The organism is Rhodopila sp. (genome assembly GCF_035548095.1).
In the GTDB taxonomy this organism is placed as follows: domain Bacteria; phylum Pseudomonadota; class Alphaproteobacteria; order Acetobacterales; family Acetobacteraceae; genus Rhodopila.
The window spans coordinates 1-26,037 of sequence record NZ_DASZUV010000012.1 but is presented as its reverse complement, the minus strand read 5'-3'; the positions used below and the strand labels follow the sequence as shown (position 1 = coordinate 26,037).

The window sequence follows — 26,037 nt, the reverse complement described above, 5'->3', positions numbered from 1 at the left end:
CGGTGTCCCCAAAGCCGCCGGCTGCCGCTCATGCCCCTGGCATGCTCGTCCATGGCACGCATGTCCCTGGCACACATGTCCCTGGCACGCTCGTCCATGGCATTTGTGCCACGATCGCGCGCGGCGCGAGCGCGAAACCTTGTCCACATGTTGCCGCGCTTGCCGTGACGCGTCGAAAAGCGTCATCTGCGCGCCCATGGATGATACGGATATGGACCGGTCGGGGCAGGCGGTGGCGCTGGCCCTGCAAGGGGGCGGCGCGCACGGCGCCTTCACCTGGGGCGTGCTGGACCGGTTGCTGGAGGAGGGGTTGCACGTCGACCGCATCTGCGGCGTGTCGTCGGGCGCGATCCTGGCGGTGATGCTGGCGCAAGGCCTGGTGCGCAACGGCCGCGAGGGCGCCCGTGAGGAGATGCGCCGCCTGTGGCGCCGCGTCGCCAGGGCGCACGCCCTCAGCCCGATCCAGGCGGCGCCCCTGGAACGATGGCTATGGGGCTGGGACCTGTCGAACTCGGTGATGTGGCAGGGCATGGAATGGGCGATGCGCATGTTCAGCCCGGCCCAGCTCAACCCCTTCGGCCACAACCCGCTGCGGCTGCTGCTGGAGGACCTGGTGCAGCCGGCGCTGCTGCGCCATCCGTCGGCGCCGCGCCTGACCGTGTCGGCCACCGACGTCGCCACCGGGGAGGCGGTGTTCTTCGGCAATGAGGCGATCGATGTCGATGTGCTGTGCGCCTCGGCCTGCCTGCCCTTCGTGTTCCCGGCGGTGCGGATCGGCAACCGGTCCTATTGGGATGGCGGCTATGCCGGCAATCCGCCGCTGGCGCCGCTGCTGGAGCCGGACCTGCCGGCGGAGCTGATCGTGGTGCGGGCGCAGGTGGCGATGCGCCCCAAGGTACCCTCGACGCCGATGGAGATCACCAACCGGCTGAATGAGATCGCCTGCCAGAACGTGCTGACGGCCGAGCTGACGGCGCTGCCGCCGCGGGTGCGGGTGACCAGCTATGACGCGCATTCGACGCTGCTGGACCTGCCAATCTCCTCGAAGTTCAACGGCGAGGCGGAGTTCCTGTCGGAGCTGTTCAAGGCGGGCCGGCAGGTCGTGGGTGAACGGGTGTGCTGATCCGGCCAGGCGGAGTCGGCCAGGCTGATCCCCGGGTATGCTGATCCGGCCGCGCCGATCCGGTGGGCTGATCCGGCCGTGCTGATCCGGGCTGGCGGGTGGCCGATGGCGGCAGTCACCGCGCTGGCGCGGCTGCCGACGCTGTTGCCGGCGCGGCGTGGTGCCGTCCGGGCGCTGAGCCCAGTCGACGGCAAAACCCCGCGCCTGGCTGCTGACGCGGGGCCGATCGGACCGCATCGAGCCGGTCGCTGCCGGCCGCGGGCGCGCTATAACCGCCGGAACCGCCGGGGCTGATTCGCGTCCTGCACCCCCAGCCGTCATGATCGGCGACGGCCGATCATCCACGCCTCGCGGCCTCTCGCCTGGACGCGAGGCGACGGCGCGGGTAATCGGCGCTCGCCGGCCATGACGATGGGGGAAGGGCGCGGCTGGTTCGCCGGAGGCCGCCCCAAGACAGGGTCGGCGAGACAGGGTCAGAAAGGAAACCGCCCGTGCCTGATGCCGTGACGCCCTCGTTCCTGGACTCGATCCGCGCCATCGTGGGCGATCGCGGGCTGCTGACCGACCCGAACGACACCGCGCCGTACTCCGAGGACTGGCGCCGTCTGTATCGCGGTCGCACCCCGGCCGTGGTGCGCCCCGCCACCACCCGGGAGCTGGCGGCCGTGGTCGGCCTGTGCGCGCGGTTCGGCATCTCGGTCGTGCCGCAGGGCGGCAACACCTCCATGGTCGGCGGCGCCGTGCCGGCCGAGGACGGGTCGGAGCTGGTCCTGTCCACGGCCCGCATGAACCATGTGCGCGCCATCGATCCGGTGGACATGACCATGACGATCGAGGCCGGCGTCACGCTGAAGGCCGCCCAGCTCGCGGCCGCCGAGGCGGGATGCCTGCTGCCGCTGTCGATCTCTTCCGAAGGCACCGCGCAGATCGGCGGCGTGCTGGCGGTGAATGCCGGCGGCAACAACACGGTGCGCTATGGCAACGCCCGCGACATGGTGCTGGGGCTGGAGGTCGTGCTGCCCGACGGCGAGATCTGGAACGGTCTGCGCCGGCTGCGCAAGGACAACACCGGCTACTGCCTGCGCCAGCTTTTCGTCGGGTCGGAGGGCACGCTGGGCATCATTACCGCCGCCGTGCTGAAGCTGGCTCCGGCCCCGCGGGAAATCGCCGTGGCGCTGTGCGGCGTCGGCGCCGTGGAGGATGCGCTGGCGCTGTTCACGCGGTTCCAGGCGCATGACGCCGCCTCGATCAGCGCGTTCGAGCTGATGTCCGGCCTGGGCATGCAGTTCGTCCTGCGGCACATTCCGGGTGCCAGCCTGCCGGTGGAAACGCCGGCGCCGTTCTACGTGCTGGTGGAGCTTGCCACGCCGCGGCCGAACGCGGGCCTGCGCGCGATGCTGGAAGGCGTGCTGGAGCAGGCGCTGACCGACGGAATCGTTTCGGATGCGGCGATCGCTGAATCGGAAGCGCAACGGGCGGCGATCTGGAAGTTGCGGGAGGAACATTCCGAGGCGCAGAAGCGCGAAGGCGCCAGCATCAAGAACGACGTTTCGGTACCGGTATCGAAAGTGCCCGCCTTCATCCGCGAGGCGACGGTGGCGTGCGAAGCGCTGATGCCGGGCGTGCGCGTGGTGCCGTTCGGGCACATGGGCGACGGCAATATTCATTTCAACCTGGAACAGCCGGAAGGTTCCGACGCCACCTGGTTCCTGGCGCAGGATCACGCGGTGATGGACACGGTGAACGAGGTGGTGCGCCGCTATGACGGCAGCTTCTCGGCGGAACACGGGATCGGCAGGCTGAAGCCCTACATGATGCCGGACTGGCGCGGCGGGGCGGAGCTGGCGCTGATGCAGCGGATCAAGGCGGCGATCGACCCGGCCGGGATCATGAACCCCGGCAAGGTGCTGCCCGAGGAACCCGCGCTGTGACCGGGACGCATCGTGTCGATTGAACGGTGCGGGACAGGGTCGCGGTCATCGCCATGAACCGGCCTCGCACCCTGTCGCCGGGCGGCGGTTCATGTAAAAGCCTCTTACATGAGTTGGTCAGGGACGTCTGGCGGCGGATCGGGGGACGGCGGATCGTCGCGCCGCGGCTATCACCACGGCAATCTGCGGGAAGCGCTGCTCGCCGCCGCCATTGAGTTGATCGCCGGCAAGGGACCGGCCGGCTTCACCATCGCCGAGGCCGCGCGCCTCGCCGGCGTCAGCCCCGCCGCGCCATACCGCCATTTCCGCGACGCCGAGGCCCTGCTGGCCGAGGTGGCGCTGCGCGGATACGAATTGTTCGCGGAACGCCTGGCAAAAGCCTGGAACGCCGGGCACCCCGATCCGGCGCGGGCGTTCGAGGCGCTAGGCCGCGCCTATCTCGCCTTCGCCCGCGACGAACCGGCCTATTACGCCGCGATGTTCGACGCACAGCTTGCGCTGGAGACGCACCCGGACCTGCAAGCCGCCGCTGATCGCGCCTTCGCGGTGCTGCGGGAGGCGGCGGACCGGATCGCCGCCTCGATGCCGGCGCACCGCCGTCCGCCGGCGCTGATGATCGCGCTGCATGTCTGGGCGCTGTCGCACGGCATCGCCTCGCTGTTCGTGCGCGGCGGCCCGTCGCGGCGGAAACTGCCGATGTCGCCCGAGGACCTGCTGGAGGCCGGCGTGCTGCTGTACCTGCAAAGCCTGGGCCTGGCGGGCGGCGAGGACGCGCCGGCGAAGGCATGACCGCCCCTCCCGCTTCCGCCGCGCCGCCTGTAATCTGGCGGCGGATGCAACAGGAGGAACCATCATGGGCAGCATGACCATCCAGGCGAGCGACGGCAGCGGCAGCTTCGAGGCCTATGTCGTGGAGCCGAAGGACAAGCCGGCCGGCGCGGTCGTGCTGATTCAGGAGATTTTCGGCGTCAACCAGGCCATGCGCGACATCGCCGCCTGGGTGGCCGACCTGGGCTTCATCGCCATATGCCCCGACCTGTTCTGGCGGATCGAGCCGGGGATCGACATCACCGACAAGACCGAGGCGGAATGGAAGCGCGCCTTCGAGCTGTTCCAGGCCTTCGACCAGGACAAGGGCATCGCCGACCTGAAGGCCACGGTCGCCGCCGCTCGGGCCATGCCCGGGGCCAACGGCAAGGTGGCGACGATGGGCTACTGCCTGGGCGGCCGGCTGGCCTTCATGATGGCGGAACAGTCTGATGCCGATATCAACGTGTCCTATTACGGCGTCGGCCTGGATGGGCTGCTGGGCGATCTGGGCAAGGTGACGAGGCCGCTGCTGGTGCATATCGCCGACAAGGACGAGTTCTTCCCCGCCGAAGGCCGCCAGAAGGTCATCGACGCGGCGCGCGGCAATGCGCATGTCCATACCTACACCTATCCGGCCGACCATGCCTTCGCCCGGGTCAACGGAATCCACTGGCACGGCCTGTCGGCCGCCATCGCCAATGGCCGCAGCGCCGATGCGCTGGCGAGGGCACTCGGATAGGGCACCCGGACAAGGGGGCGCTCGGATAGGGGCGGGTGCCCGGCTGACGCCGCCAGCCGGCGGGATCAGCCGGCCGCCTTCCGGCTCGGATTCAGCCGCCGCTCCTTCTCCAGCAGCGCCTGCTTGCATGGCACGCCCCAGCGATAGCCGGTCAGGTCGCCGTCGCTGCCGACCACGCGATGACAGGGCACCGCCAGCGACACCGGGTTGGTCGCGCAGGACCGAGCGACGGCCCTGATCGCCTTTGGGTTGCCGGTCATCGCCGCCAGCTGGGCATAGGTGCGGGTCTCGCCCGGCCGGATCTGCTGCAGGGTCCGCCAGACGCGCTGCTGGAACGCCGTGCCGCGCAGGTCCAGCGGCAGGTCCAGCGCCTGCTTGGGTTCCCGCAGGAAGCCCAGCACCGTCGCGACCGTCGCGGCCAGGGACGGGTCGTTCACCGTCACTTGCGCCTTGGAAAAGCGGCGGCGCAGGTCGCCCATCAGCGCCTCATCCGGTTCGGCGAAGCCGATGAAGCAGACCCCCTTGTCCGTCGCGCCCACCAGCAGCCGGCCGAACGGGCAATCGGCAAAGGCGGTGCGGATCACCTCGCCCTGGCCGCCCCGGCGCGCCGCGCCCGGGGTCATGCCCAGCAGCGCCGACGTCTTCTCATACACGCGGCTTTCCGATCCGAACCCGGCGCCGGCCACCGCGTCCGCCACCCGCTCACCCTTCGACAAGGCCGCCTGCAGGCGGCGCGCCCGCACCCCCTCGGCATAGCTGCGCGGCGTCACGCCGGTGTGGTCGCGGAACATCCGCAGGAAATGGAAACGCGAATAGCCGGACCTGGCGGCGAGAGCGTCCAGGGAGGGGATGTCCTCCTCGGCCTCGATGAAGGCGCAGGCGTCGCGCACCACCGCCTGGGCGATTCGCGCCCGTTCGCCCTTCGGGTCGCAGCGCTTGCAGGCGCGGAACCCGGCCGCCTCGGCGACCGAGGGGGTGGCGAAGAAGCGGACATTGCGGCGCAGCGGCCGGGGCGACGGGCAGTCCGGGCGGCAATACACGCCCATCGTCGTCACGGCATACAGGAAGCCGGCATTCGCCTGGCGGGTGAGAACCTGCTGCCAGAGATCATCGTCCGTCGGCAGGTCGATCGTGTGCATGTGGTTCATGACCGGCAATCTGGGGGATGGCCCAGGCTAGTGCCATCCGCCGATTGCGGCCACTCAAACGAAGCGGCGCCGCCGGGCGGAGAGACGAATGGAGGGAGCCGCCATGATGACACCGCCGCCCGCTTGCCGAACCGGGTGGCTCGGCTCGGGCTGTCCAGCTTGGCCTGCCCGGTTCGGGCGGGTCTGCCTGGCCGGCCCGGCTTGGGCTGTCCAGCTTGGGGGCGGCCCGGCTTGGGCTGTCCAGCTTGGGCGGCTCTGCCCGGATGCTCAGCTGTTGATGATGATCTCCACGCGGCGGTTCTGCGGCTCACGCACATTCGGGCCGGTCGGCACCAGCAGATGCGTCTCGCCGAACCCCTGGATGGCGATCGCCGTCTTCGGCACTCCGTTGCGCACCAGCTCGCTGGCCACCGCCTCGGCCCTGCGGATCGACAGGCCCTTGTTGTATTGCGGCGTGCCGGACGTGTCGGTGTAGCCGTTCACCTCGATCCGTGTGTACTGGACCTGGGTGGAGGACTGGGCGGCCTCCTTCACGATCTGGCGGGCGCGGTCGGTCAGGGTCGCCTTGTCCCAGTCGAAGAACACCATGAAGGTGCGCGCCGCGGTCGGCGCCGGTGGCGCCGGCGGGGTGGCCGGCACCGGCGGAGGCGGCACGAACAGCGCATAGCGGACGCCGATCACGACCTCATTGTTGTACTGGTTGTGCATCTTCAGCGCGCCGGTCGTCACCGGACCGTTCGCGCTGGCCTGCAGCGGGCCGTAGAACTTCTCGCCGCCCAGGATGTCCATGAACCGGTAATCGGCGGTGATCGACAGGCCGGGCATGTTCGGGATCGGGAAGGACGCGCCGGCGATCGCCTGCCAGGCGAAGGTGCCGGCCTGGCCGTCGGTGCCGAAGGCGAACGGCCCGCCCGGCTGGATGGCGGATAGCGTGTTCAGCTTGGTCCACTGATAGCCGGCGCCGACGCCGAGATACGGGAAAACCCAGGGCGAGCCGATATCCAGGTCGTACAGCATGTTCGCCATGGCGCCCCAGGTGCGGACGGTGCCGCTGCCGGCGGTGGGGAAGGGGGTGCCGCCGACGCTGCGCAGGGTGCTGCGCAGGAAGTCGCCCTCGATCTCGAACCGGAAGCCGTTGCCGATGCCGTACCCCAGCGCAAGGTTGGCGTTGAAGCCGAAATTCTGGTTCATCTCCACCCGCCCGGTGCCCCAGCCGGGGCCGTACGGGGTGGCCTTGGGTGTGTTCGGCACATGCAGGCCCGCGCCCAGGCTGATATACGGCCCCTGGATCGGCTGCGCCCGCGCCGTCCCCGCCGACAGCGTCAGGGCGGCGGCGGACAGGCCGATCGCAGCCGCCGCAGTGATCGCATAGCCATCGCGCATGCCCAGACACTCCTGTTTCAATGCCCTGTCACCACCGAATCGGGCGGGTTGCAAGCGGGAAACCACCGGACGGCATTGCCGACGGTCGCCAGTCCGCCGGCGACAGTCCGCCGGCGACAGCCCGGCGGTATCAGTCCAGCGACGGCGGTCCGCTGGCGGCATCCCGCTGGCGGCATCCCGCTGGGGACATCCCGCGGGGGACGGTCCGCTGGCGGCAGGCCGGTTGGCGGCATCTCCCGCTTGCGACATGCCAGCAGTATCGGCAAATAACCAGGACTTGAACGGATCAACAGCACGGGATGGCCGCTTTCGGCGGCCGGGCGTTACCCGCCTGCCACGCCCTGCGTATTGACGTATAGCGCGTACAGCCCGTGGCTCGCGGCCATGAACAGCCGGTTCCGGTAGCGGCCGCCGAAGCACAGATTGGCGGCCCGTTCCGGCAGCGAGATATGGCCGATCGGCGTCCCGGCCTTGTTGAACACCCGCACGCCGTCCAGCTCCGCATCGCCCATGCCCCAGCCGCACCACAGATTGCCGTCGACATCGACTCGGAACCCGTCCGGCGAGCCGCCCGCGGCATCGATGAACACCCGGTTATTCGTCAGCTTCTTCCCGCCATCCACCACGTCGAACGCCCGGATCAGCCGGTTCGGTTCGGCTCTGGACGCCACCACGTACAGGATCGATTCGTCCGGCGAGAAGGCCAGCCCGTTCGGCCCCTCGATATCGTCGGCCATCATCGTCGCCTCGCCGGTCTGTCCGTCGATGCGCCAGACCGCCGGCTTCAGCTCCGATTCGGCCTTTTCGCCCTCGTAATAGCCCAGGATGCCGAAGGTCGGATCGGTGAACCAGATGGAGCCGTCGGACTTCACCACCACGTCGTTCGGCGAGTTCAGCCGCTTGCCCTGGTGGGAGTCCATCAGCACGGTGATGCTGCCGTCGATCTCGGTGCGGGTGACGCGGCGGCCGCGATGCTCGCAGGTCACCAGCCGGCCCTGCCGGTCGCGCGTGTTGCCGTTGGCGTTGAACGAGGTCTTCCGGAACACGCTGACGGCGCCGGTCTCCTCCTCCCATTTCAGGATGCGGTCGTTGGGGATGTCGCTCCACAGCAGGAAACGGCCATCGCCGAAATAGACCGGGCCCTCGGACCAGCGGCAGCCGGTGTAGAGCTGCTCCACCGAAGCCAGCGGCAGCCTGTACTGGCTGAAGCTCGAATCCAGGCTGCGGACATTCGGATCGGGATAGCGGCTGCTGGGCTGCCACATGGACGTGTTTCCCCTTCTGGTCGCGGTCTCTGTCTCGGGTGTTGATGGTAGCCGGGATGCACGGCGGGGCAAGAGTGGGCCGGACCGGTCAGCAGTGGGGGTGGTCAGCAGTGGGGCTGTAGCAGGGCGCCCGGCCTTCCGGTCGCCGGCGGGAACATCCTTGCGGCCGTGCATGACCGGCGGCGGCCATGCGCGCGGGCGGAGACCGGACGATAGCGCCGCGGACCTGCAACCGACCCGTCGGCGCAGCGAGACGGCCGAGCCGGCGACGGTCGCATCGATGGTCGTATCGATGTTTGGCATCTTGAAACGACGGCGGCGACAAAAACCGATCACCCGCGTTCCCTCCCGCCCCGTTCGGGGGTAGGGTCCCTCACACCGCAAGCCAGCCAGGAGACCGTCATGGCCCCGCCTCCGCCGTCCGGCGCCAATTCCGCCGTCGCCCGCGACATCGCCAACGTCCTGCATCCCTACACCGACCTGCAGGCGCACCAGCAGGCCGGGCCGGTGGTGATCTCCCGCGGCAAGGGCGTGCGCGTGTGGGATGAGAACGGCAAGGAATACATCGAAAGCGTCGCCGGCCTGTGGTGCGCCGCGCTGGGCTTCGACAATGAGCGCCTGGTGCAGGCCGCCGCCAACCAGATGCGCAAGCTGCCCTTCTACCATGCCTTCACCGCCAAGTCGCATGAGCCGATGATCGACCTGGCGGAGATGCTGATCCAGCGCGCGCCGCTGCCGATGAGCAAGGTGTTCTTCGCCAACTCGGGGTCGGAGGCGAACGATTCCGCCATCAAGATGGTCTGGTACCTGAACAACGCCCTGGGCCGGCCGCAGAAGAAGAAGATCATCGGCCGCCTGAAGGGCTATCACGGCATCACCATCGGATCGGCCTCCTTGACCGGGCTGCCGGCCAATCACCGCAGCTTCGACGTGCCGCTGCCCGGCTTCATCCACACGATGACGCCGCATTTCTACCACGGCGCGCTGCCCGGCGAGTCGGAGGCGGAATTCGCCACCCGCTGCGCCGATGAGCTGGAGAAGCTGATCCTGGCGGAAGGCCCCGACACGGTCGCGGCGATGTGGGCGGAGCCGATCATGGGCGCCGGCGGCGTCATCCTGCCGCCGGAAGGCTACTTCCCGAAGATCAAGGCGGTGCTGAAGAAATACGACGTGCTGCTGGTGGCGGACGAGGTCATCTGCGGCTTCTGGCGCACCGGCAACTACTGGGGTACCCAGACGCTGAATGTCGAGCCCGACATCATCACCTGCGCCAAGGCGCTGTCGTCCTCCTTCCTGCCGATCAGCGCGGTGATGGTGAACGACCGCGTGTTCCAGGCACTGGCCGATGAGAGCCACAAGATCGGCACCTTCGGCCACGGCTTCACCTATTCCGGCCACCCGGTCCCGGCCGCCGTCGCGATCGAGACGCTGAAGATCTACGACGAGATGAAGATCGGCGATCACGTCCGCGCCGTCGGCCCGTACATGCAGGCGGCGTTGCAGCGCCGCTTCGCGGACCATGAGCTGGTGGGCGAGGTCCGCGGCACCGGCCTGATCGCCGCGGTGGAACTGGTCGCCGACAAGGCGGCGCACAAGAATTTCGATCCGTCGGCCAAGGTGGGCGGCCGCCTGGCAAGGCTGTGCGAGGAGCACGGCGTGATCGCCCGCACCGTGATGGGCGACGTGCTGTGCTTCAGTCCGCCGCTGGTCATCAGCCAGCAGGAGATCGACGAGATGCTCGACCGTGTCGGCAAGGCATTGGACGAACTGACCGTCCAGCTTCGCCGCGAGCAGATCGCGGTCGTGCGATAAGCGCGCGGGCCAAAGTCGTGCGGTAAGCGCGCGGAGCAAAGTCGTGCGGTAAGCGCGCGGAGCAAAGTCGTGCGATAAGCGCGCGGACCAAAGTCTTGCGGTAAGCGCGCGGACCAGAGTCTTGCGGTAAGCGCGCGGACCAGAGTCTGGCGATAGGCACGCGGCGTGCCGCTCTTGTGCCGTGCGGCGGAAATGCACGACAGTCCCTCCGCACCAGGACCCCGCAGCGGGGCACAATGGGAGGGACGGTCCATGGCGCAGGCTCGACTGAAAGTATATGGCTGGGGCCGCAAGGGCGAAGGCATGACGCCCGACGAGGAGTCGTTCGTGATGGGCGGCTACCGCCGCATGTTCGGCGTCCGCGACTTCCCGGACCACAAGATCCCGACCCTTGAGGAATACGACCTGCGGGCGCCGCGCCTCACCCCGCCGGCCGCGCTGGCCCGCATCTGCTCGACCGACCGTTACGAGCGTGCGCTGCACGCGCACAGCAAGGGCTACACCGATTACGTGCGGATCATGCTGAACCGGTTCGCCTCGGCGCCCGACGTCGTCGCCTATCCGGAGACGGAGCAGGACATCGCCGCGGTGATGGCGTGGGCCGATGGCGCGGGCGCGGTGGTCATCCCGTTCGGCGGCGGTTCCAGCGTGTGCGGCGGCGTGACGCCGCCCGCCGACGGTCCGGCGGTGGTGACGCTCAATCTGTCGAGGCTCGACAAGGTGCTGGAGATCGACCGGACCTCCCGCGCCGCCCGCATCCAGGCCGGCGTGTTCGGCCCGGCGCTGGAAAACCAGTTGCGGCCGCACAAGCTGACCTTGCGGCATTTTCCGCAGAGTTTCGAATACTCCACCCTGGGGGGCTGGATCGCGACCCGGTCCGGCGGGCATTTCGCCACGCTGTACACCCATATCGACGACCTCGTGGAAAGCCTGCGGGTGGTGACGCCGGCCGGCACGCTGGAAAGCCGCCGGCTGCCGGGATCGGGGGCGGGGCCCAGCCCGGACCGGATGTTCATCGGGTCCGAGGGGATATTGGGGGTGATCACCGAGGCCTGGATGCGGTTGCAGGACCGGCCGACCTTCCGCGCCGGCGGTGCCGTCCGTTTCAAGGACTTCTTTGCCGCCGCCCGAGCGCTGCGGGTGCTCAGCCAGGCGGGGCTGTATCCGTCCAACTGCCGTATCCTGGACCCGAACGAGGCGCGCAACACCGGGGCGGCCGATGGCAGCGCGGCGATCATGGTGCTGGCCTTCGAGTCCGCCGACCACCCGGTCGATGCCTGGATGGCCCGCGCGCTGGAGATCGTGCGCGACCATGGCGGCGTGCCGGAAACCGAGGGCGGCCCCGACGCGCACCGGGAAGGCGCCGCCGGACAGTGGCGCAACGCCTTCATCCGCATGCCGTATGCGCGCGAATTCCTCACCCCGCGCGCCATCATCAACGACACGTTCGAGACGGCGATCACCTGGGACCGGTTCGAGGCGTTCCACGACAGCATCAAGCAGGCGACCGAGAAGGCGATCCGCGACGTGACCGGCAAGCCCGGCTTCGTGACCTGCCGCTTCACCCATGTCTACCCGGACGGCCCGGCGCCGTATTTCAGTTTCCACGGCCAGGGCCGCCACGGCGCGATGCTGGAGCAGTGGCAGGCGATCAAGACCGCCGCCTCGGACGCGGTGATCGCCGGCGGCGGCACGATCACGCATCACCACGCGGTGGGGCGGGAGCATCGGCCCTGGTACGACCGTCAGCGGCCGGACCTGTTCGCTGCGGCCCTGAAGGCGGCGAAGAAGACGCTGGACCCGCGCGGGATGATGAACCCGGGTGTGCTGATCGACCCGTAGGAGGCGCGGGCCGGGGGTTCAGGCCGTCGCGGCGACGGAGGCGGAAGCCGCGGTCATCGCCTGCCGGGATACGGCCGGCAGCGCGTTCGCTCGGTTCGATGCGCGGGCCGGCATCAGGGTCTCGCGGATGGCGGAGAGATAGGGTTGCAGGGCCATTTCCTCCTCCCGGGTCGGCTCGGCGCACGGGCGTGGGGCCGGTGCAGGGACAGCCAGCGCCGGGACAGCCAGCGCCGGGGCAGCCAGCGTCGGGACAGCCGGCGCGGGCGTGGCGGCCGGCCCGGGATCGGCGGCCGGAGGCGTTGCCGGAGCGGCTGGCGCCGTTTCGGCCGTACCGGTGCCGGGACCCTGCTTGGGCCGGGTGTTGCTCCGTGCCTCGACGTCCTTCCCCGGTTTGACGCGCCGCGCGCGTTGCAGCGAGGACAGCAGGCGGCGGGCGGATGTCTCGCTGCGCTGCAGCTGGCAGGCGGTGCGGCGCAGCGCCTGCGCGGCGGCCTCGTTCAGGCTGGCCCGTCCCGCGTCGCGCAGGGTGGCGTTGACCTGCAGTCCGAAAGCGGAAATCTCGGCGGCAAGACGCAATTCCTCCCGAGTGGCCGGCTCGAATTCCGCGATCATCTCCAAAGCCTCATCACCAGCCGCGGTGGCATCGCCGCCAGCAGCCGGCAGGAGAAGGAAAATCAGCGGGTCCAGCACGACCGCGAGGATAACGGTGGAAAAGGCAGCCAGGGGATGGGACATCGCGGGGCCTTGCGGAGAGGATTGCCGTGCCGAGTGCATAGGACTAATTACCACATCCTGTCAAGGAAAATAGTCATGGATCTCGTCTCAACGATCCGCTGATTTCATCCTCTGCACGCCACCGTCCGTGGCCTTCGGCGCGTCGAGCGCGCTTGATCCGGCGGACCCGTCTCGGCGCCATCCGGTGTGATGGCCGGCCGCCCTTTGGCCGCCCTTTGGCCGCCCTTTGGCCGGCCATCGGAAAGGCTTTTCGATACGCCGCGGCATCGCCGTATCGATCCGAGTTTGCACCAATGCCGCTGTCTGATAGGGTCCGCGCCGTACGGCAGCCAGCCTGCCATTTTCCGCGAAGGACCGCCTATGGCCATCACCCGCCGCGCCGTGCTGACGACCGCCGCCGCCACGCTTGCCGCCACCCCGCTGCGCCACCCGCGCGCGCAGGCGTCCGACACCATCAAGATCGGCGTGCTGACGGACCTGTCCGGCAATTATCGTGACGTGACCGGCCCGACCAGCGTGGCCTGCGCCCAGCTCGCCGTCGATGAGTTCACCAAGGCCAACCCCGGCATCAAGGTGCAGCTGATCAGCGGCGACCATCTGAACAAGCCGGATGTGGCAGCCTCCATCGTGCGGCAATGGTTCGACCAGGACGGCGTCGACATGGTCACCGATGTGGGCAACAGCGCCGCCGCGATCGCCGTGACCACGGTGGCGGCCGAGAAGGACAAGGCGCATGTCAACACGTCGGCGGGTTCGTCGGTGCTGACCGGGAAATACTGCAACGCCAACCAGATTCACTGGACGTACGACACCTGGAACCTGTCGCACACGATGACGCAGGCGATCGTCGCCAAGGGCGGAAAGAAGTGGTTCTTCATCACGGCCGACTATACGTTCGGCCATTCGGTCGAGGACGATACCACGAAGCTGCTCGCGGCCGCCGGCGGCACGAAGGCCGGATCCGCCGCGTATCCGTTCCCCGGCACGACCGACTTCTCCTCCTACCTGCTGCAGGCCCAGGCCAGCGGCGCCAATGTGCTGGCGCTGGCGAATGCGGGGGATGATGTCATCAACTGCATCAAGCAGGCGCGCGAGTTCGGCCTGACCGGCAAGGGGCTGATCATCGCGGCGATGGTCAGCTCCGTCACCGCCGTGATGGGTGCCGGGCTCGACACGATGCAGGACGTCTATCAATCCGAGACGTTCTACTGGGACCTCAACGACCGCAGCCGCGCGTTCATGTCCCGGATCAAGCCGCGCTTGCCGGCCAACGTGTTCCCCAACGCGGTGCATGCCGGCAACTACTCGGCCACCTGGGCCTATCTGGAGACGGTGAAGCAGATCGGGGTGGCCAAGGCCAAGGCGTCCGGCCGCGCAACGATCGCCGCGATGAAGGAAAACACGTTCGACGACGACGTGTTCGGCAAGACGACGATCCGCCCCGACGGGCGGGCACTGCATGACAGCTACCTGTTCCGGGTGAAGAAGCCGTCCGAAAGCAAGCATCCGGGCGACGTGTATGACGTGCTGGCGACGGTGCCGGCGGACCAGGCGTTCCGGCCGCTGTCCGAGGGCGGCTGTCCGCTGGTCAAGAGCTGACCGGAGGGCGGGTTGGCGCCGGATATCGACCCGGCCGCCTACACCCCCCGTACCAGCCGGTGATGCTTCCTGCCGGCCGACAGTTTGATCGCCCCATCGCGGACCAGGGCGGCGGAGATCACCGTCCCCTCATCGCTGATCGGGGCGTCGTTCACCCGCGCGCCGCCGCCGCGGATCAGGCGGCGGGCCTCGCCGTTGCTGCCGGCCAGGCCGGCCAGGGCGAACAGGCGGAAGGCCGGAATCCCCTCGGCCAGGTCGCCGGCCGGGACCTCGATACTCGGCAGCGTCTCGGCGGCCTCGCCCTCCTCGAAGGCGCGGCGGGCGGTCTCGGCGGCGGCCTCGGCCTTGTCGCGGCCATGCGCCAGGGCGGTGGCCTCGGTCGCCAGCACCTTCTTCGCCTCGTTGATATCGGCGCCCCGCAGCCGTTCCAGCCCGGCGATCTCATTCAGCGGCAGGTCGGTGAACAGGCGCAGGAAACGGCCGACATCCGCGTCCTCGGTGTTGCGCCAGAACTGCCAGTACTCGTAGGCGGAGACGCGGTCATCGGTCAGCCACACCGCGCCCTGGGCGGTCTTGCCCATCTTGGCGCCGGACGCGGTGGTGATCAGTGGCGTGGTCAGGCCGAACACGTGCTTGCCGTCGGTGCGGCGCGTCAGCTCCATGCCGGCGACGATGTTGCCCCACTGGTCCGACCCGCCGATCTGCAGTGTCACGCCGTGGCGGCGATGCAGCTCCCGGAAGTCGTAGCTCTGCAGGATCATGTAGTTGAATTCCAGGAACGTCAGCGGCTGCTCGCGCTCCAGCCGCAGGCGGATGGAATCGAACGTCATCATGCGGTTGACGGTGAAATGGGTGCCGATGTCGCGCAGCAGGTCGATATAGGCCAGCCGGTCCAGCCAGTCGGCGTTGTTGGTCATCATCGCGTCCGCCGCGCCCGCACCGAAGCGCAGGAACGGGCCGAAGCAGCGGCGGATACCGGCCATGTTGGCGGCGATCGCCGCGTCGGTCAGCATCTGGCGGGACTCGTCCTTGCCGGACGGGTCGCCGATCCGCGTGGTGCCGCCGCCCAGCAGCACGATCGGCTTGTGCCCGTGCTTCTGCAGCAGGCGCAGGATCATGATCTGCACCAGGCTGCCGACATGCAGGCTGTCCGCGGTGCAGTCGAAGCCGATATAGGCGCGGATCGGCGCCGCGCGCATGGCGGCGGCCAGTGCCTCGGTGTCGGTGCACTGGAAAATGAAGCCGCGGGCGGCGGCTTCCTCCAGGAAAGTCTCGGTGGACATGACTCGCGAACCCGTGCTGTGCGGAGGCGGCGGGTTACCATAGACGGACGCGAGGGAAAATGCCGCGCGCGATCGGGCTGATGAGCGGAACCTCGCTGGACGGGGTGGATGCGGCTTTGGTGGAGACGGACGGCCGCGTTGTGACGGGGTTCGGCCGGTCGCTGACCCTGCCCTATGACGAAGCGTTGCGCCGCGATCTGCGCGCCCTGCTGGATGCAGCCCCGACCCTGGCGCCGGATGATGCGCGCCTGCGCGATGCAGTGCAGCGGCTGACCGTGTTCCACGCTCTGGCGGTCGAGGCGCTGGACGAGCCCGCCGACGTGATCGGCTTCCACGGCCAGACCATCCTGCATCAGCCCGACCGGCGCCGGACCTGGCAGATCGGCGACGCGGCGCTGCTGGCCAGGCGGACCGGGCTGCCGGTGGCGCATGATTTCCGCTCCGCCGACGTGGCGGCGGGCGGGCAGGGGGCGCCGCTGGCGCCGGTCTACCATGCCGCCCTGGCCGCGGCGCTGCCGAAGCCGCTGGCCATCCTGAATATCGGCGGCGTGGCGAACGTCACGTGGATCGGAGCGGATGGCGCGCTGCTGGCGTTCGACACCGGCCCGGGCAACGGGCCGCTGGACGACTGGGCGGCGCGCCACACCGGCCAGGCCTATGACCGGGACGGTGCTCTGGCCGCCTCGGGGCGGGTGGACCGGGCCGTGCTGGGGCGGCTGATGGCGCACCCGTATTTCGGCAAGGCGCCGCCGAAATCGTTGGACCGGCTGGATTTCGCCGCGGCGCTGGCGGCCAGCGGGCTGCAGCGGCTGTCCGCCGCCGATGGCGCCGCCACGCTGGCGGCCTTCACGGTCGCGGCCGTCGCGGCCGCGCCGCTGCCCGCCCAGCCGGCGCGCTGGCTGGTGTGTGGCGGTGGCCGGCACAATCCGGTGCTGATGGCCGGGCTTGCGGCCGCCTTGGGCGTGCCGGTCGAGCCTGCGGATGCCGCCGGCTGGGATGGCGATGCGGTGGAGGCGCAGTGTTTCGGCTTTCTCGCGGCCCGTGTCCTGGCGGGGCTGCCGCTGAGCTTTCCCGGTACCACTGGCGTCCCGGCGCCGCTGACCGGGGGCCGGATCGCCTATCCCTGATCCGCCCGCCCGGCAGCGCTCATGGCGTGCTGCCCACCGCGTTCGGCTGACTCCCTCTCGTCGATGGCTCCGCGGGGCGTGCGGAGCAGGAATCTCTGGCGGGGACCGGCGTCAAGGCCCGCGGTGGCGCAGCGGCTCGGCGCAGCCGGCGGCCTTGAGGCCGGTTTCCGCCAGCGGCACACCCAGAGGCGCATATCGATCGGGAGGCCGGCGGGCCGCCAGGCCGGGATCCGCCTGCCGCAGCCGGGGCATAAAAACACCGCGGGCCGGTGAGCGGGTGATCCGCCAGCCGGCCCGAACGGTGCGTGTCTACGGGGTCAGTCAGTCGGCGGCGAGCGCCATCTGCTTCCGGGCGATGGCCTTGCCGCAATAATCCTCGACGGCGTCGGCGATGACGTCGGCATGCTGGGCGAAGACATGGTCGGCGCCGGGCAGCACGCGGTAATCGACATGCACGCCCTTCTGGGTGTTCAGCTTGTCGACCAGCTTGTGCACGGCGTTTTCCGGTACCAGCTCATCGTTGTCGCCATGCAGCATCAGGCCGCCGCACGGACAGGGGGCCAGGAAGCCGAAATCGTAATGGTTGGCAGGCGGCGCGACGCTGACCCAGCCGGAGATCTCCGGCCGGCGCATCAGCAATTGCATGCCGATGAAGGCGCCGAAGGAGTAGCCGGCGATCCACAGGCCGCCATGGCCCGGATTGACCGCCTGCATCCAGTCGAGCGCGGCGGCAGCGTCGCCGATCTCCCCGATCCCGCCGTCATAGCGGCCCTGGCTGCGTCCGACGCCGCGGAAATTGAAGCGCATGACGGAGCATCCCAGCTTCTGGAATGCCTGGTACATCGAGTAGGTGATCCGGTTATTCATGGTCCCGCCGTGCAGCGGGTGCGGGTGCAGAACCAGGGCAACCGGAGCATTCTGCTCCTTGGAATGGTGGTAACGGCCTTCCAGGCGCCCGTCCGGGCCTGCAAACATAACCTCTGGCATTCAACCTGCTTCCTGTCCCGCCTGGCGTGGACGACCAGGAACCACCTGTGGTCCCGAGCGTCGCTTGCCGGCATGCCCAACTTGAACGAACCGGGGCGTGCCCCGGCCTGCCATCCCTGTTATGGGGATTGAAGTGCCCGGATTGCAGTGACGCGATCCTTCCGCTGGCATCAATTCTTGACCTATAGAGTCGGAAATTCTACCAACGCAGGCAAGCCGTCCACCACTCAGGGTCCGAACACTCTAGTCCCCTTCTTCCAAGCGCGCCGGCCTCAACCCCACCTGCAAGGCGACCCGTAGCGGCGCTTATAGGACAAGATCGCGCACCTTTCATAATGGAAATGTCGCATGGCTTTTATGTTCCGACGTAAGACAATCAAAATAAAGCCGCGCGAAGAACCGCCCACGGCCGCGTCTTGGTTGGTTGATTGCAACTACCAATGGTTGAATTATCTGGATATAAGACAACTTTTCCATGAGGGCGCCGGTTGTGCCAATGACAACGCGGACTTTACACCGAGACCGTGCAGTCCACAGTTGATGCCGCCGCCTCATAAACCCCAGACAGTGGCAGCCTGATCGTGCAGATTTCCACCCGCGGCCGCTACGCCGTCATGGCCATGGTCGACCTCGCCGCCTGCCAGACCGCCGGTCGGGAGGCAGCAAAGCCGCCGGGAAGCGCCGGCGCGCCGGACGCCGGCCGCACGGACTCCAATCCCGGGGAATCCGGCTCCAGCCCCAGAGACTCCAGCCCCAGAGACTCCGGCCCCAGAGACTCCGGCCAGCGAGACCCCAGCCAGCGAAACCGGTACGGCAAGGGCGATTGCGGTCCGGTCTGCCTCGCCGAAATCGCCGCCCGCCAGCAACTCAGCCTGTCCTATCTCGAACAGCTCTTCAGCAAGCTCCGCCGAGCCGGCCTTGTCGCCTCTGCTCGGGGACCCGGCGGCGGGTATCGGCTGGCGCGACCCGCAAGCGCCATCGCCATCGCCGAGGTCGTCCTGGCGGTTGACGAACCGATCAAGGCCACCCGCTGCGAGATCGGCAGCGGCGGCTGCCTGGCGTTGCCGCAAGCGCCCCGGGACGGCACGGCCGCGGCCGACGGAGCGTGCTCCAGGGAAGCGTCCCCGAGCGGGGTGTCTCCCGCCAGGCCGGCCGCCGGACGGCCCTGCCAGACCCATGACCTGTGGTGGGAACTGGGACGGCAGGTGACCCTGTTCCTCGACGGCATCACCCTGGCCGACGTGGTGCAAGGCCGGGTCGCCGGCCGCGCCGTCGCGGTTCCGCCGGTGGCGGACGCGGGCGCCGGTCGGTCCGGCGCGTATCCCCGGGGTCCGGGTCTGCGGGAAGCCGGCTGATGCGTGCCGGTCCCCCGATCTACCTGGACGCCAACGCCACGCAGCCGCTGCGTCCCGCGGCGAAGGCGGCCATGATGACCGCTTGGGAAACGACCGGCAACGCCGCCTCCGTCCATGGCGCCGGCAGGGCCGCGCGCCGGCTGCTGGAGGATGCGCGGGAGGTGCTGGCCGAGCGGTTCGGGGGCCGGGCGAGGGACCTGGTGTTGACGAGCGGCGGCACCGAGGCGGACGCGCTGGCGGTTCACGCGCTGGGTGCCGGCCGGCGCCTGGTGGTCAGCGCGATCGAGCATGATGCCGTGCGCGCCGCCGCGCCCGCGCCGGGCGGATCTTTCGCGAACGGGTCCGTCGCGGAGACCACCACGGGGACTACCACCGGGACCACCACCGGGACCGTCATGGGGACCGTGACCCTGCCGGTGCGCCCGGACGGCATCGCGGAGCTGGACGCGCTGGCGGCGATCCTGGCCGACGGGGTACCCTCGCTGGTCTGCCTGATGCTGGCGAACAACGAAACCGGGGTAATCCAGCCGGTGCGGCAGGCCGCGGCGCTATGCCGCGCGCGGGGCGCCCTGCTGCATGTGGATGCGGTGCAGGCGGCCGGGCGGATTCCGGTCGACCTGGCGGAGCTTGGCGCGCACAGCCTGGCCCTGTCGTCGCACAAGCTGGGCGGCCCGGCCGGGATCGGGGCGCTGCTGCTGGCGCCGGACGCGCCGTTCGCCGGACCGCTGATCGCCGGCGGAGGCCAGGAGCTGCGCCGGCGCGGCGGCACCCAGCCGGTCGCGCTGGCCGCCGGTTTCGCCGCCGCGGCCACGGCCTCCGCCGGCGACGACCCACAGGCGCTCCTGCCGCTGCGCGACGCCGCCGAGGCCGCCGCCGCCGACGCCGGCGCCATTGTCATCGGCGCCGGAGCGCCGCGGCTGCCCAACACCACCTGTCTGGCATTGCCCGGTGTGCGCGCCGACGCGCAGGTGATCGCGCTGGACCTGGAAGGGGTCGCGGTCAGCGCCGGCGCCGCCTGCAGCTCCGGCAAGGTGGCCGCCAGCCATGTGCTGCGGGCGATGGGCCTGGGCGCGCGCGCCGCCGAGGCGATCCGCGTCTCGTTGCCCTGGACGGCCGCCCGCGCCGATATCGACGGCTTCGCCGCCGCGTACAAGCGCGTAGCCGACCGGCTGCGCCCGGCGCTGGCGTCCAGCGCCGCCTGACCCCACCTGACAGACGCATGACCCAGCCCGCCACACCCAACCGGCCCGTCTATCTCGACAACCAGGCCACCACGCGCTGCGACCCGCGCGTGCTGCAGGCGATGCTGCCCTGGTTCTCGGAGGACTACGGAAACCCGCACAGCGTCGAACACGCCATGGGCCGCAAGGCGGAAGCCGCCGTCGAACGCGCGCGCAACCAGGTGGCCCACCTGCTGGGCGCGGATGAGCGGGAGGTGATCTTCACCTCCGGCGCCACCGAGGCGAACAACATCGCCATCAAGGGCGCCGCCCGCTTCGCGGCGGCCTACGGCAATGAGCGAAAGCGCATCATCACGGTCGTGACGGAGCACAAATGCGTGCTGGAATCCGTCGCCGACCTGGCCGACGAAGGTTTCGAACCGGTGTTCCTGCCGGTGCGGCCCGATGGGCTGCTGGATCCCGCCGTCCTGCGGGATGCATTGGCGGTGCCGACCCTGCTGGTCAGCATCATGGCGGTGAACAACGAGGTCGGGGTGATCCAGGACATTCCGGCCCTGGCGGCGCTGGCGAAGGAAGCCGGCGCGCTGTTCCACACCGACCTGGCCCAGGCCGTGGGGAAAATCCCCATCGACCTGGCCGGCTGGAAGGTCGACCTCGCCTCGGTCAGCGGCCACAAGGTCTACGGTCCCAAGGGCATCGGCGCGCTGTTCGTCCGCCGTCGCCCGCGCGTGCGGCTGCAGCCGCTGTTCTCCGGCGGCGGGCAGGAGCGCGGGCTGCGCTCCGGCACGCTGCCCACACCGCTGATCGTCGGCCTGGGCGAGGCCTGCCGCATCGCCGGGGCGGAACTGCCGGCCGACGCGGAACGCATCGCCGGCCTGCGCGACCGGCTGCTGCACAGCCTGTCGGCCGCGATCCCCGGCCTGCAGGTCAACGGCTCGATGCGCGCGCGCATCAGCGGCAACCTGAACCTGACCTTTCCCCGGGCCACCGCCAGCGCATTGATGGAGGCGGCGCCCGATCTGTGCGTGTCCACCGGCTCCGCCTGCTCCTCGGCGGCGGTCGAGCCCTCCTATGTCCTGCGCGCGATGGGACTGACCGACGAACAGGCGGGGAAGACCTTGCGTATCGGCCTGGGACGCTTTACCTCCGCCGCGGATGTCGACTACGCCGCCGCGGCGCTCGCCGCGGCCCATGCCGGCGGTGCACCCGTCCATCCCCCGCCGGCCACCCCAACCACACCGACAACTGGCTGAGGCCTGATCGCGATGCCGAAGATGACGTTTATCGAGCGCGATGGAACGCGCCGCGAGGTGGAAGTGCCGGCCGGCTACTCGGTGCTAGAGATCGCGCACAAGTTCGGCGTCGACATCGAAGGCGCGTGCGAGGGCTCGCTGGCCTGCTCGACCTGCCACGTGATCGTCGATCCCGCCTGGTACGCCAAGCTGGCCAAGCCGACCGAGGATGAGGAAGACATGCTGGACCTTGCCTTCGGCCTGACCCAGACCTCGCGGCTGGGTTGCCAGATCGTGCTGACCGACGCGCTCGACGGGCTGGTGGTGAAGCTGCCCGCCTCGACCCGCAACGCGATGGGGTAGGGGCGCCGGCCGCATGAGAGTCCTCGTCGCCATGTCCGGCGGTGTCGACAGCAGCGTCGTCGCCGGCCTGCTGCACGAGGCCGGGCACGAGGTGATCGGCGTCACCCTGCAATTGTATGACCACGGCGCCGCCAGCGGCCGCAAGGGCGCCTGCTGTGCCGGCCAGGACATCCATGACGCGAAGCGCGTCGCCGACCGGCTGGGCATCGCGCATTACGTGATCGACGCCGAGGCCCGCTTCGCCGACAGCGTCATCGCCCCCTTCGCCGACAGCTATGCGGCCGGTGAGACGCCGGTCCCCTGCATCGCCTGCAATCAGACGGTGAAGTTCGGTGACCTGTCCGCCCTGGCCGCCGGGCTGGGCGCCGAGCGCCTGGCCACCGGACATTATGTCCGGCGGCTGGACGGGCCGGACGGTGCCGAACTGCACACGGCGGTCGATCCCGCGCGCGACCAGAGCTGGTTTCTGTATGCCACCACGCCCGCCCAACTCGATCTGAGCCTGTTTCCGCTGGGCGACATGCCGGACAAGCGCGCCGTCCGCGCCATTGCCGAACGCCTTGGCCTGCCCGTCGCCGCCAAGCCGGACAGCCAGGATATCTGTTTCGTTCCCACCGGCGGCTATGCCGATATCGTCGCTCGGCACCGTCCGGACGCCCTGGAGCCTGGCGAGATCGTCACCGCCGACGGCACCCCGGTCGGCCAGCACGACGGCATCGCCCGCTACACGGTGGGCCAGACCAGGCGCCTCGGCCCCGCCGCCCAGGTCGGCGGCGAGCGCCAGGTCGTCCTCGCCGCCGACCCGCTCCGCCGCCGCATCATCGTCGGTCCCCGTGGCAGCGGCACCCGTATTGTGCGCCTGCGCGATCCGAACTGGCTGATCCCGCGCCCCACCAGCCCGCTCCGCTGCACCGTGAAGCTGCGCGCCCGCGACACCCCACGCCCGGCCACGCTCCTGGACACCACCGTCACCCTGGACGACCCGGCTCTCCCCGCCCCCGGCCAGGCCTGTGTCGCCTATCTGGGCTCCCGCATCCTGGGCGGCGGCGTCATCGCGCGAGGGTGAGGCAGACGCAGGGGCGCTGCCCCTGCACCCCGCAAAGGGGCACGCCCCTTTGGATCCCCGTCCATTGGGGGGAAAAGGGAGGGGCGACCATGCCGGTTGCAACGTCCGCGTCGCCCCTCCCTTTTCCCCCCAATAAATGGGTTCTAAGGGCGTTACGCCCTTAGCGGGGGTCCAGGGGGCAGCGCCCCCTGGTGTCTGCCTTGACCCCGACGCGGTGATGCGCCACGTGGAGGCTGGAGCCAGACAGCCGGACGGCCGCTGCCCGCGAGGGTGGAGGAAAGTCCGGGCTCCACGGGAACACGGTGCCGGCTAACGGCCGGCGGGGGCGACCCCAGGGACAGTGCAACAGAGAGCAGACCGCCTGTGCGGGGCCGTTGCGGCCTCACGGGCAAGGGTGAAACGGTGCGGTAAGAGCGCACCGCGCCCCTGGCAACAGGGGTGGCACGGTAAACCCCACCGGGAGCAAGACCGAATAGGGGCGGCTGCGGGGGATGGCCGGCGTCCAGCCGGTTCATCGGCCCGCGGGGGCGTTCCCGCCCCGCCGCCCGGGTTGGTCGCGTGAGGCGCATCGTGAGATGCGTCCCAGAGGAATGGCCGTCCAGCCCCGTCAGGGGTGGACAGAACCCGGCTTACAGGCTGTCTGGCTCCTGTGCGCCGCCCTGGCGCGGCGGCGGCGCCCGGCTGAGGGACATGCTGGGGGACCGGCCGGGGGATCCGGCTGACCGGCGGGCGATCGGCCGTCGCATGGACGCTGCCGCCGCAGGCGCTTATCCGATTTTGCTTATCCTCAGTCTCAACGCCGGATGACGCCGCATCCACAGAGTTGTCCACAGGAACAAAACAAGAATTCACCTGCGAAACAGATACCGCTTGGGGGGACTCGGCAGCCGGCCCTTAAGTATTTGACGAATCCGGCAAAATCTAACCCGTCCGGGCGGACGGGGAGGCAAAACACCTTGCTGACCATACCTGCCCATGATATCCCATACGGGCCCACGGCGGACCAATCATCCACCGCGCGGCGGCGAAGCGCTCCGGTCACCCCGTCATCCGGTCGTGGCACCTCGTCGAGATGGCTGATGCTGCATCCACTCATGGGAAACGCGAAGCGGGAAAGGCAGGCGGGTCGCGATGGCCCTGTTTCTCGGCACATACCAGAACAAGCTGGATGCCAAGGGGCGCGTTTCGATCCCTGCGTCGTTTCGCACGGTCCTGAAGCGGATGAGCCATGCCGGTGAGTCGGCGCTCGTCGCGACCTTGGTGCTGCGTCCGTCCCACCAGTACCCCTGCATCGAGGGGTGGACCGAGAAGGGGTTTGAGGCCTTGAGCGCGCCGCTGGACCAATACAACCAGTTCAGCCAGGAGCATGAGGACCTGGTGATGGCGCTGTTCGGCGATGCCACCTCGATCGAGACCGATCGCGAGGGGCGCATCGTCCTGCCGGCCGACATGGTCGCTTATGCCAACCTGACCGACACCGTGACCTTCATCGGCACCAACAAGACGTTCCAGATCTGGGAGCCGGAAGCCGGCGCCCGCCGCATCGCCGAGGCCAAGGCCGCGGTGCGGGCCGCCCAGCTCAGTCTGCGCACGGTGCCCGCATGAGCGGCGCGCGGACCGATCCCGGCCATGTGCCGGTCATGCTCGCCGAGGTGCTGGCGGCGCTGGCCCCGGCGGATGGCGGCGTCTACCTGGACGGCACCTTCGGCGGCGGCGGCTATGCGCGGGCGATCCTGGACGCCGCGCGCTGCACCGTCTGGGCGATCGACCGCGATCCGGCGGCAATCCAGCGCGGCGCGGCGCTGGCCGCCCGCCATCCCGGCCGGCTGCATCTGCTGCAAGGCGAGTTCGGCGACATGGTCGACCTGCTCGCCGCCGCCGGCGTCACCGCCCTGGATGGGATCGTGCTGGATCTGGGCGTGTCCTCCTACCAGCTCGACGACCCGGCGCGCGGGTTTTCCTTCCGCCAGGACGGGCCGCTGGACATGCGCATGGGAAATCATGGGACGACCGCCGCCGAGCTGGTGAACACGCTGCCGGAAAAGGCGCTCGCCGACGTGCTGTATGAGTTCGGGGAGGAGCGGGCGTCCCGCCGCATCGCCAAGGCCATCGTCGCGGCGCGCCAGGAAGCGCCGATCGTCACCACCGGCCGGCTGTCCGCCATCATTCGCGGCGTGCTGCCGCCCGACCGGTCCGGCATCGACCCCGCGACCCGCAGCTTCCAGGCCCTGCGCATCAAGGTGAACGACGAGCTGGGCCAGATCGAACGGGCGCTGGACCAGGCGACGCGCCTGCTGGCGCCGCATGGGCGGCTGGTCGTCGTCTCCTTCCACAGCCTGGAGGACCGCCTGGTCAAGCGCGCCATGGCCGAGGCCGCCGGGCGCGCCGCCGGTCCGTCGCGGCACGATCCGCGTGGCCTGACAGCACGGCCCGGGGGCCGGTTTCGCCTGCTCACCACCAAGGCCCAGCGTCCCACCGCGCGCGAAGCCCGCGACAACCCGCGGTCCCGCAGCGCCCGGCTGCGCGCCATGCAGCGCCTCGCCCCCTCGGAAGGGTCCCAGCCATGATCAGACCCCTGACCATCATCACCTTTCTGATGGCGAGCGGCTCCGGCCTCTACCTCTATCAGACCAAGCACGCCACGCAGGAGCTGGACCGCGACATCGAGCGCACGGTGCGGGAGACCGCCTCGCTGCGCGAGCAGAGCCGCCTGCTGGCGGCCGAATGGACGATGCTGAACGACCCGGAGACGCTGCGGAAATACTCCGACCAGTATCTCCAGCTGCATACGATCTCGCCGACCCAGTTCACCAGCATGGCGGAGCTGAAGAACCGGCTGCCGCCGGTGCAGGTGATCACCCCGCCCGCCAATCCCGCCGACACCACCGACGAGGATGACGACGCACCGGTGGCGATCAGCGATGCCTCGCCGGCCAGCGGATCGCCGGCGGCCGGATCGTCGTCCCCAAGGACGGATTCTGCAGGGGCGGTTCCTCCGGGAGCGGTTTCTCCGGGACTGGTTTCTCCGGGACTGGTTTCTCCGGGGGCGGCCTCCG

The 26,037-nt window shown here is 69.6% G+C and carries 22 protein-coding genes and 1 other RNA gene; 17 read left to right on the top strand and 6 right to left on the bottom strand.

Annotated features, from left to right (window positions below; translation table 11 throughout):
* The first annotated feature begins 196 nt into the window (after nt 1-196).
* The 4 genes from VHC04_RS10470 (at nt 197) to VHC04_RS10455 (ending at nt 4,603) form a co-directional block, all read left to right on the top strand.
* Nucleotides 197-1,123 carry a patatin-like phospholipase family protein gene (locus VHC04_RS10470; protein WP_325680824.1) on the top strand — a complete coding sequence of 309 codons (927 nt, stop codon included), beginning with the start codon at nt 197-199 and terminating at the stop codon, nt 1,121-1,123.
* A gap of 491 nt (nt 1,124-1,614) precedes the next feature.
* On the top strand, nt 1,615-3,054 hold the full coding sequence (locus VHC04_RS10465) for an FAD-binding oxidoreductase (protein WP_325680822.1): 1,440 nt from the start codon (nt 1,615-1,617) through the stop codon (nt 3,052-3,054).
* A 108-nt stretch (nt 3,055-3,162) separates the two neighbouring features.
* Nucleotides 3,163-3,843 (top strand): TetR/AcrR family transcriptional regulator, encoded by a 681-nt coding sequence (locus VHC04_RS10460; protein WP_325680821.1) that lies wholly within the window; start codon nt 3,163-3,165, stop codon nt 3,841-3,843.
* Nucleotides 3,844-3,907: 64 nt separating this feature from the next.
* Entirely contained in the window at nt 3,908-4,603 is a 696-nt protein-coding gene (locus VHC04_RS10455) for a dienelactone hydrolase family protein (protein WP_325680819.1), read from the top strand.
* A gap of 65 nt (nt 4,604-4,668) precedes the next feature.
* Here VHC04_RS10455 and ada read toward each other — a convergent pair whose 3' ends face one another.
* The 3 genes from ada to VHC04_RS10440 form a co-directional block, all read right to left on the bottom strand.
* Complete coding sequence (gene ada, locus VHC04_RS10450) at nt 4,669-5,751, bottom strand: bifunctional DNA-binding transcriptional regulator/O6-methylguanine-DNA methyltransferase Ada (protein WP_325680817.1); 1,083 nt, start codon at nt 5,749-5,751, stop codon at nt 4,669-4,671.
* A 267-nt stretch (nt 5,752-6,018) separates the two neighbouring features.
* Nucleotides 6,019-7,134 carry an OmpA family protein gene (locus tag VHC04_RS10445; RefSeq protein WP_325680815.1) on the bottom strand — a complete coding sequence of 372 codons (1,116 nt, stop codon included), beginning with the start codon at nt 7,132-7,134 and terminating at the stop codon, nt 6,019-6,021.
* 323 nt (nt 7,135-7,457) lie between these two features.
* Entirely contained in the window at nt 7,458-8,399 is a 942-nt protein-coding gene (locus tag VHC04_RS10440) for an SMP-30/gluconolactonase/LRE family protein (RefSeq protein ID WP_325680813.1), read from the bottom strand.
* A gap of 402 nt (nt 8,400-8,801) precedes the next feature.
* Between VHC04_RS10440 and VHC04_RS10435 the strand changes: the two genes are divergently transcribed.
* Together VHC04_RS10435 and VHC04_RS10430 are read left to right on the top strand one after the other, a co-directional pair.
* Nucleotides 8,802-10,211 (top strand): aspartate aminotransferase family protein, encoded by a 1,410-nt coding sequence (locus tag VHC04_RS10435; protein ID WP_325680811.1) that lies wholly within the window; start codon nt 8,802-8,804, stop codon nt 10,209-10,211.
* A gap of 252 nt (nt 10,212-10,463) precedes the next feature.
* Nucleotides 10,464-12,053: an FAD-binding oxidoreductase gene (locus VHC04_RS10430; protein ID WP_325680809.1), complete on the top strand. Its 1,590-nt coding sequence runs from the start codon at nt 10,464-10,466 to the stop codon at nt 12,051-12,053.
* 18 nt (nt 12,054-12,071) lie between these two features.
* Here the strand turns inward: VHC04_RS10430 and VHC04_RS10425 are convergent, their stop codons facing one another.
* Nucleotides 12,072-12,788 (bottom strand): hypothetical protein, encoded by a 717-nt coding sequence (locus tag VHC04_RS10425; protein ID WP_325680807.1) that lies wholly within the window; start codon nt 12,786-12,788, stop codon nt 12,072-12,074.
* Nucleotides 12,789-13,148: 360 nt separating this feature from the next.
* Between VHC04_RS10425 and VHC04_RS10420 the strand changes: the two genes are divergently transcribed.
* Nucleotides 13,149-14,387, top strand: coding sequence for an ABC transporter substrate-binding protein (locus VHC04_RS10420; protein ID WP_325680805.1), 1,239 nt, complete (start codon nt 13,149-13,151; stop codon nt 14,385-14,387).
* Nucleotides 14,388-14,425: 38 nt separating this feature from the next.
* Here the strand turns inward: VHC04_RS10420 and tyrS are convergent, their stop codons facing one another.
* Entirely contained in the window at nt 14,426-15,670 is a 1,245-nt protein-coding gene (gene tyrS, locus VHC04_RS10415) for a tyrosine--tRNA ligase (protein WP_325680803.1), read from the bottom strand.
* A 59-nt stretch (nt 15,671-15,729) separates the two neighbouring features.
* Between tyrS and VHC04_RS10410 the strand changes: the two genes are divergently transcribed.
* The gene (locus tag VHC04_RS10410; RefSeq protein ID WP_325680801.1) at nt 15,730-16,797 is read left to right on the top strand and encodes an anhydro-N-acetylmuramic acid kinase; all 1,068 of its coding nucleotides are present in this window, start codon (nt 15,730-15,732) and stop codon (nt 16,795-16,797) included.
* Nucleotides 16,798-17,118: 321 nt separating this feature from the next.
* On the opposite strand, the gene VHC04_RS10405 is transcribed toward VHC04_RS10410, so the two are convergent.
* Nucleotides 17,119-17,784, bottom strand: coding sequence for an alpha/beta hydrolase (locus tag VHC04_RS10405; protein WP_325680799.1), 666 nt, complete (start codon nt 17,782-17,784; stop codon nt 17,119-17,121).
* Between the two features lie 581 nt (nt 17,785-18,365).
* Here VHC04_RS10405 and VHC04_RS10400 point away from each other — a divergent pair.
* The 9 genes from VHC04_RS10400 to ftsL form a co-directional block, all read left to right on the top strand.
* The gene (locus tag VHC04_RS10400) at nt 18,366-19,139 is read left to right on the top strand and encodes an Rrf2 family transcriptional regulator (protein WP_325680797.1); all 774 of its coding nucleotides are present in this window, start codon (nt 18,366-18,368) and stop codon (nt 19,137-19,139) included.
* A complete protein-coding gene (locus VHC04_RS10395) occupies nt 19,139-20,341 on the top strand; it encodes a cysteine desulfurase family protein (RefSeq protein WP_325680795.1) in 1,203 nt (400 codons plus the stop codon). The genes VHC04_RS10400 and VHC04_RS10395 overlap by 1 nt, the downstream gene beginning before the upstream one ends.
* Nucleotides 20,342-20,358: 17 nt before the next feature.
* Complete coding sequence (locus VHC04_RS10390) at nt 20,359-21,573, top strand: cysteine desulfurase family protein (protein WP_325680793.1); 1,215 nt, start codon at nt 20,359-20,361, stop codon at nt 21,571-21,573.
* Nucleotides 21,574-21,585: 12 nt separating this feature from the next.
* Nucleotides 21,586-21,915 (top strand): ferredoxin family 2Fe-2S iron-sulfur cluster binding protein, encoded by a 330-nt coding sequence (locus tag VHC04_RS10385; protein ID WP_325680791.1) that lies wholly within the window; start codon nt 21,586-21,588, stop codon nt 21,913-21,915.
* 13 nt (nt 21,916-21,928) lie between these two features.
* A complete protein-coding gene (gene mnmA / locus VHC04_RS10380; RefSeq protein ID WP_325680789.1) occupies nt 21,929-22,981 on the top strand; it encodes a tRNA 2-thiouridine(34) synthase MnmA in 1,053 nt (350 codons plus the stop codon).
* 239 nt (nt 22,982-23,220) lie between these two features.
* An RNA gene (gene rnpB, locus VHC04_RS10375) (RNase P RNA component class A) lies at nt 23,221-23,629 on the top strand.
* A gap of 483 nt (nt 23,630-24,112) precedes the next feature.
* Nucleotides 24,113-24,586, top strand: coding sequence for a division/cell wall cluster transcriptional repressor MraZ (gene mraZ / locus VHC04_RS10370; RefSeq protein WP_325680787.1), 474 nt, complete (start codon nt 24,113-24,115; stop codon nt 24,584-24,586).
* Entirely contained in the window at nt 24,583-25,548 is a 966-nt protein-coding gene (gene rsmH / locus VHC04_RS10365) for a 16S rRNA (cytosine(1402)-N(4))-methyltransferase RsmH (protein WP_325680785.1), read from the top strand. Before mraZ ends, rsmH begins: the two co-directional genes overlap by 4 nt.
* The coding region (gene ftsL / locus VHC04_RS10360; RefSeq protein ID WP_422662675.1) for a cell division protein FtsL at nt 25,545-26,037 on the top strand (493 nt) is incomplete at its 3' end. The genes rsmH and ftsL, both read left to right, overlap by 4 nt.